1 protein-coding gene is annotated in these 443 nt (G+C 42.7%); it reads left to right on the top strand.

What is annotated here, in order from left to right; genetic code table 11:
* Positions 1 to 241 precede the first annotated feature (241 nt).
* Positions 242 to 443: CHC2 zinc finger domain-containing protein (locus tag ACTHTQ_RS11390; RefSeq protein ID WP_440363977.1), on the top strand; the 202-nt coding region annotated here is incomplete at its 3' end.

Here is a 443-nt window from a genome sequence, read left to right as displayed (position 1 = left end):
GCAAAGGCCGTCTGAATATCTTACAGACGGCCTTTGCTTTAGCGACATCATATCCATCTTAATAACGAATGAAATACGGTGATTAATACTCTACTTCAAAAGGATAGGACACATGTATGACAACAATTTGCTATAATACAAAACTCATTTCAAACCTCATTCGAAATTCCATTTTCAGACGGCCTTTGTCTGTTTATAAGGCCGTCTGAAATGTTTTCCGTCCATCCTCTTCTGCCGAACCATGATTCAATCTGATTTCATTGACGAGCTTTTGTCCAAAGTCGATATTGTCGATATTATCGACGAGCAGGTTCCGCTGAAGAAAGGCGGGGCGAACTATATGGCTTGTTGTCCATTCCACAAGGAAAAGAAGCCGTCGTTTTCGGTCAGTCCGACCAAGCAGTTTTACCATTGTTTCAGTTGTGGGGCGCATGGTTCGGCGA

Source organism: Neisseria sp. P0020.S003, assembly GCF_051957095.1.
Taxonomy (GTDB): Bacteria; Pseudomonadota; Gammaproteobacteria; order Burkholderiales; family Neisseriaceae; genus Neisseria; species Neisseria subflava.
This window is presented reverse-complemented; position numbering and strand designations above follow the sequence as displayed.